The 5935-nt window shown below is 65.5% G+C and carries 3 protein-coding genes; all 3 read right to left on the reverse strand.

Annotation, left to right across the window (positions count from 1 at the left end):
- Positions 1-121 precede the first annotated feature (121 nt).
- The 3 genes from NA637_RS23735 to ptsP are packed head-to-tail and all read right to left on the reverse strand — an operon-like array spanning position 122 to position 5518.
- Positions 122-1150: an oxidoreductase gene (locus NA637_RS23735; RefSeq protein ID WP_256074953.1), complete on the reverse strand. Its 1029-nt coding sequence runs from the start codon at positions 1148-1150 to the stop codon at positions 122-124.
- 10 nt (positions 1151-1160) lie between these two features.
- Complete coding sequence (ptsG, locus tag NA637_RS23740; RefSeq protein ID WP_256074954.1) at positions 1161-2915, reverse strand: PTS glucose transporter subunit IIBC; 1755 nt, start codon at positions 2913-2915, stop codon at positions 1161-1163.
- Positions 2916-2959: 44 nt separating this feature from the next.
- Positions 2960-5518, reverse strand: a complete 2559-nt coding sequence (gene ptsP / locus NA637_RS23745) for a phosphoenolpyruvate--protein phosphotransferase (protein ID WP_256074955.1) — start codon at positions 5516-5518, stop codon at positions 2960-2962.
- Positions 5519-5935 lie beyond the last annotated feature (417 nt).

The following is a 5935-nucleotide window of genomic DNA, read 5'->3' on the forward strand; positions in this document are numbered from 1 at the left end:
ATATTACTGTTGGCTGCGAACACGCCGTGAAATCGGGTGAGATGCCCGTCAGGACAAGCTCGCGGTCGGAGCTTGGGGTGGCGGGTGGCCTGGGGCGTTGCGGTCATTCATCCTCTTCTTATCAGATCACCGCCACCGTTCGGCGCTCCACGGCACTACGCAGCGCCGTCTCCAGAACGAGCATGACGTCGCGTGCCTCCCTCCCCGTCACGGGCGGCGGGGCGCCGTCGCGAATGCTTGCCGCGACGGCGGCGTAGTAGGCTTCGTAGCGGCCGGGGAGTGTGTCGATCATCGTTTCGGTGCCGTCGACGCGTGTCAGGATGCCCTGATGAATGGTTTCCCCCCAGCCGGGCATGCCGGGGCGCCAGCCAGCTTTCAAGGCGGCTTCCTGCGGGTCGAGGCCGTGTTTGGAGAAGCTGCCGGCATCGCCGTGCAGGATGACATGAGGGCCTGGGCGGCGCACCAGGGTTGCGGCGTGCAGGATCGCCCGCATCCTGCCGTAATCCAGGATCACGTGGAAGTAGTCGTCCATCACGGCCTGCGGCCGCTGGGTGATGACATCGGCGGTTACCGCCTTGGGGAGGCCGAACAGGACTAGAGATTGGTCGATAAGGTGCGGGCCGAGGTCGTAGAGCAGGCCTGAGCCTTTCAGCGGCTGCTCGCGCCAGCCCTGTTTGATCGCCGGCCGGAAGCGGTCGAAATGGACCTCGTAATGGGCGACGGTGCCGACAAGCCCCTGCTCGATGCAGTGGCGCGCGGTGAGGAAGCCGTCGTCCCAGCGCCGATTGTGGAAGATGCTGAGAAAACGGTCCTTTTCCTCCGCCAGGGCGATCAGCGCGTCCGCCTCCCCCAATGTCGGGGCGAAGGGTTTGTCGATCACCACATGCTTGCCAGCAACAAGTGCCGCGCGGGCGAAAGGGACGTGGGTGGTGTTGGGGGAGGCAACGACCACCAGTTCGATATTGGGGTCCGCGAACAGCTCATCGGCGGTCTCCACCACCTGGACGCCGGGAAGGTCATTCGTTACCTGATCCTTGCGGCTGGTGACCACCGAGGCGAGCCGCATGCGTGCCTCCGCATTCACCAGCGGCGCGTGGAAGACCGAGCCGGCCAGCCCGTAGCCGATCAGTCCGACGGTGATCTCGTCCATCCCCTATTCCTCATGCTCCGCCGAGGGCGTCGGCTAAATCCGCCGCATCGAACCCGACGATCAGGTGGAAGACGTTGGTGCCCACCGGCATCACCGCCGCCACGCCGGCTTGCTTCAATGCGGCGGCATCAAGCCTCTGGCTGTCCTGAAGCTCAACCCGCCAGCGGGTCGTGGCAAGCGCTTCCAGCGTCTTGATGTTAGCCGCACCTCCCAGCGCTTGCCGGATGCTTTCCGCACGCCGCGTGTCCCCGGCGGGGCGTGGTGCCGCCGCCGTGGCCGCCGCCGCTGCGGGGGCCGGCGTGTCCAGATCCGCTTCGGCGCCGGTGCTGCGCAGGTATTCCTGCATGCCGGTCTTCATGTTTTCCGACAGCGGGCCGAAGATTGCCTGAACACCGCTGCCGACCATCATGACTCCCGCGGCGCCCATCGACTTCAGCCGGGCCTGATCGACTTTGCCTGGGTCCTTGACCGCGACGCGCAGGCGGGTGATGCAGGCGTCCAGGCTGGTGATGTTGCCACGACCGCCGAATGCCACGACGAGGTCGCGCGACCTCCCGCCCTCAGCGGCGCCGGAGGTCGCAATCTCCCCGATCTCCGCTTCACGGCCTGGCGTCTTCAGGTCGAACATGCGGATCGAGGCGCGGAACACGACGTAGTAGATCACGGCGTAGACCGGCCCCAGGATCAGCACCAGCCACCACCGCTGCGCATTGCCGCCGAGGACGTTGAACATGACGAAGTCGATGCCGCCTTGCGAGAAGGTGAAGCCCATATGGGCTTCCAGCGAGTTCATCACGAACTGCGAGGACGCCGCCAGAATGGCGTGGAAGAAGTAGAGAATCGGCGCCACGAAAATGAAGGCGAACTCGATCGGCTCGGTGATGCCGGTCAGGAAGGAGGTCAGTGCTGCGGAGATCAGGATACCGCCGGCCTTGGCCTTGTTCTCGGGCCGCGCCTCGTGCCACATCGCGATGGCGGCGGCCGGAAGGCCGAACATCTTGAACAGGAAGGCACCCGCCAGAATACCCGCTGTCGGATCGCCCGCGAAGTAGCGGTTTATGTCGCCTTGCACCACCCTGCCATCGGGAGTGGTGAAGGAGCCGATCTCGAAGAAGAAAGGCACGTTCCAGATATGATGCAGGCCGAACGGGATCAGCAGGCGCTCGACGAAGCCGTAGACGGTCACGGCGGTACGCGGATCGCTGACGGCGGCCCAGTGGGAGAACGCATCGATGGCGTATTGCACGGGCGGCCAGATCACCGACAGCAGCGCTCCCAGCCCGATCGCCGATATGGCGGTCACGATGGGGACGAACCGCTTGCCGGCGAAGAAGCCCAGATAGGTCGGCAGCGTTATCTTGTAATATTTGTTGAACATGTAGGCGGCCAGGCCGCCGGCCAGGATACCGCCGAACACGCCGGTTTCCATGGACGGGATGCCCATGATGGCCTTGGGTTCCACCCCCCAGACCCCCGCCATGACGCCCATTTTGGCCAGCATGACCATGTAGCCGATGGCGGCGGCGACGGCGGACACGCCGTCGTTCTCCGTGAAGCCCAGCGCCACCCCGATCGCGAAGATCAGGGGCAGGTTGGCGAAGATCACGTCACCGGAGTTCTTCATCAGCAGCGACAGGATTTCCGGCATCCAGCCGAAATCGGCGGCACCGATACCCAGCAGCAAGCCCGCGACCGGTAGTACGGCGACCGGCAGCATCAGGGACTTGCCGATTTTCTGGAGGAAGGCGAATGGACTTTGGGTCATTGGTTTCCTCAATTTTTCTTGATCCTGGTTTCTTGATCCGGGCTTTATTCGGCGAAGGGCGCCAGCCGCGCCCGGACCTGCTCCGCCGTTCCCAGCGCCAGCACTTCCTCGGCGAGGGCCTGGCATTCGGAAAGGGTGAGCCTGCCAATGGCGGACTTGATCGCGGGGATCGTCGGCACGGTGACGGAAAGCTCTTTGACGCCAAGCCCGATCAGGACCGGGACCGCGATCAGGTCGGACGCGATGCCGCCGCAGATGCCGACCCATTTGCCGTGCTTCTTGGCTCCATCCGTCGTCAGCTTGATCATCCTCAGCACCGCCGGATGAAGCCCGTCGGCTTGGCGGGCCAGCTTGGGATGACCCCGGTCCATCGCCAGGGTGTATTGGGTCAGGTCGTTGGTGCCGATGGAGAAGAAATCGACCTCCGGCGCCAGGATATCGGCCAGGACGGCAGCGGAAGGGACTTCCACCATGATCCCGACCTTGACGCTGGCGTCTATGGACGAACTGAGGGCGCTTTGCTCCTCAGCCAGAATCCGCTTGGCGGCGCGCAACTCGTCCAGCGTCGCGACCATCGGGAACATGATGTGCAGGTCGGCCAGAGGGGCAGCCCGCAGGATGGCGCGGAGCTGGGTGCGGAACATGGCGGGCTGGTCAAGGCTGACCCGGATGCCGCGCAGGCCCAGGAACGGGTTCTCCTCCTTCGGCAGCGGCAGGTATGACAGCGGCTTGTCGCCGCCGACATCCAGGGTGCGGATCACCAGAGGCCGCCCACGGCCAAGCACTTCGGCGACAGCGCCATAGGCCGCCGCCTGCTCATCCTCTCCCGGCGCCTGATCACGTTCATCGAACAGGAACTCGGAGCGCAGCAGCCCGACACCCTCGCCGCCGACCTCCATAGCCGCGCGGGCGTCGTCGGCGTTGCGGATATTGGCGACGACTTCGATCCGGTGGCCGTCGCGGGTCTGCGCCGGCTGCATGGCGGTCGACAATGCCTGCCGGCGGCGCTCCGCGTGCTGGGCGATCTGCTCCCGCGCGCGGGCGATTTCGGGCTCGCTCGGGTTGCGGCGCAGCGTGCCGCGTCCGCCGTCGAGCAGCACCTGAGCACCGTTGTCGAGATGCAGGACCGATTCGTCGATGCCGCAGATGGCCGGAATCCCGAACGAGCGGGCGATGATCGCGACGTGGCTGGTGGCCCCGCCGCTGGTGGTGCAGAAGCCCAGCACCCGCTCGCGGTCGATCGAGGCGATGTCGGACGGCGCCAGATCCTCGGCCACCAGGATGGCGTCCTGCGGCACTTCGATCCGGTCCTGTTTGATCCCGGCAAGCAACCCCAGAACACGCCTGCCGACATCGCGGATGTCGGTCGCCCGCTCGCGGAGCAGGGGATTGTCCAGCCCTTCCAGCTGCTTGGCATAGCGGGTGAACGCCTCCCGCCACGCATACGCCGCGCTGGAACCTCCGGCGATGCCGTCGAGCGCCAGATTCAGCAGGTCGGGGTCTTCGAGAAGCTCCTTATGGGCGTCGAGGATCTTCGCCTTGGAGGGGTCGCTCATGCGCCCCTTCAGTTCCTCGATCTGAGTGCCCGCCTCGGCAAGGGCGCGGTCGAACTTGCGGCGCTCGTCGGCGGATGCGCCGCCTTGTCGGTCCACTTCGATCACGTCATGGCGGTACTGGAAGATCCGACCGACGGCAAGACCGGGGGAGGCTGGAACGCCGGGGATCTCGCTGGCATCGGCGGCCACGGCGCGGGCCGGTTCCGCCGCCGTTGCCGCGGCGGGCTGCGGCTCCTCGCCGGGCTTCTCGCCGCAGCCTTCGGCTATCAGGGATGCCAGGGCGGCCACCGCCTTGTCGGCGTCGGGGCCGGCCGCCTTCACCGTGACGATATCGCCCTGCTTTGTGAACAGGCCCATGATCGCGACCAAGGACTTGGCGTTCACCTTGTCGTCGCCCCGGATCAGGTGAATCTGGGAGCTGAAGGTCTTCGCCGCCGCCGCCAGCACGGCGGCCGGGCGGGCGTGCAGTCCGGAGGGGTTCGGCAGGGAAATCCCGTCGGATCGCGCTTCCGGGCCGGCAGCCGCAGCATCGGCGACGGTTATCCCGGCGGCGGCCCGTCCCCCGGCTCCGTCCTTCAGCGTGAGTTCCAGAATGACGCTGCGGCCGGCTTCGACCATTCCGGTTCCGGGGGTCATCCGTTCGACGCGCTCGAAATTGGCGATGACGATCTCGGTCAGCAGGCTGCGCGCGTTGCGGGCGACCTTGTCGGCGTCGAACCCGATAACGGGCTGCCCGACCTGAACCTTATCGCCCATCTTGACCCGTGGCGAGAACCCGTCGCCGCGCAGCATCACGGTGTCGAGCCCGATATGGACCAGGACTTCGATGCCTTCCTCGGTCGTGATCGTGAGGGCATGATGGGCGTTGTGGAGTTGGGTCACCGTCCCTGAGACGGGAGCCAGCAATTCGTCCGAGATGGGGTCCAGGGAGATCCCGTCCCCCACCATCTTCTGGGCGAAAACGGGATCGGGCACCCGATCCAGGGGCACGAGGATGCCCCCAAGCGGTGCGACGATCTTCAGACTGGACGGGAGAGTCGTCTGCATGGTGCTCCTAGATATTCACCGGTGCGCGGTGGCCCTGCCCCTGCGGGTCCGGTTGTTTTGTTTAAATGCTGTCCTATAAGAGGCTCTTGCAAAACACCCCGGCGCGAGTGAATTTCTGCCTGCTAGCAACGGTGCAAAAAGAGTGGAGCGGGTGTCGCCATCGAAGGCATGATTGTGATCTCAAAACAGCAACCACACCCGCCGAATGAATACTGCCCTGCGCGAGCGTTTGACGCAATTGCATCATCATTTTCAGCACCCGTTGTTGCCCCTGGTCGAAGCGGATGTTTCTGCATCGCTGATGCCGACGATGTCGCGCCTGCTGCGCATCCGGGAATGCGTGGAGATCGAGCGATTCGTGCCGTCGACGCGTGGACGGGTGGGATGACCGCCGCGCGAGCGCGTGGCGTTGGCACG

The sequence above is a fragment of the Stutzerimonas stutzeri genome, from assembly GCF_024448935.1.
Taxonomy (GTDB): Bacteria; Pseudomonadota; Gammaproteobacteria; order Pseudomonadales; family Pseudomonadaceae; genus Stutzerimonas; species Stutzerimonas stutzeri_AO.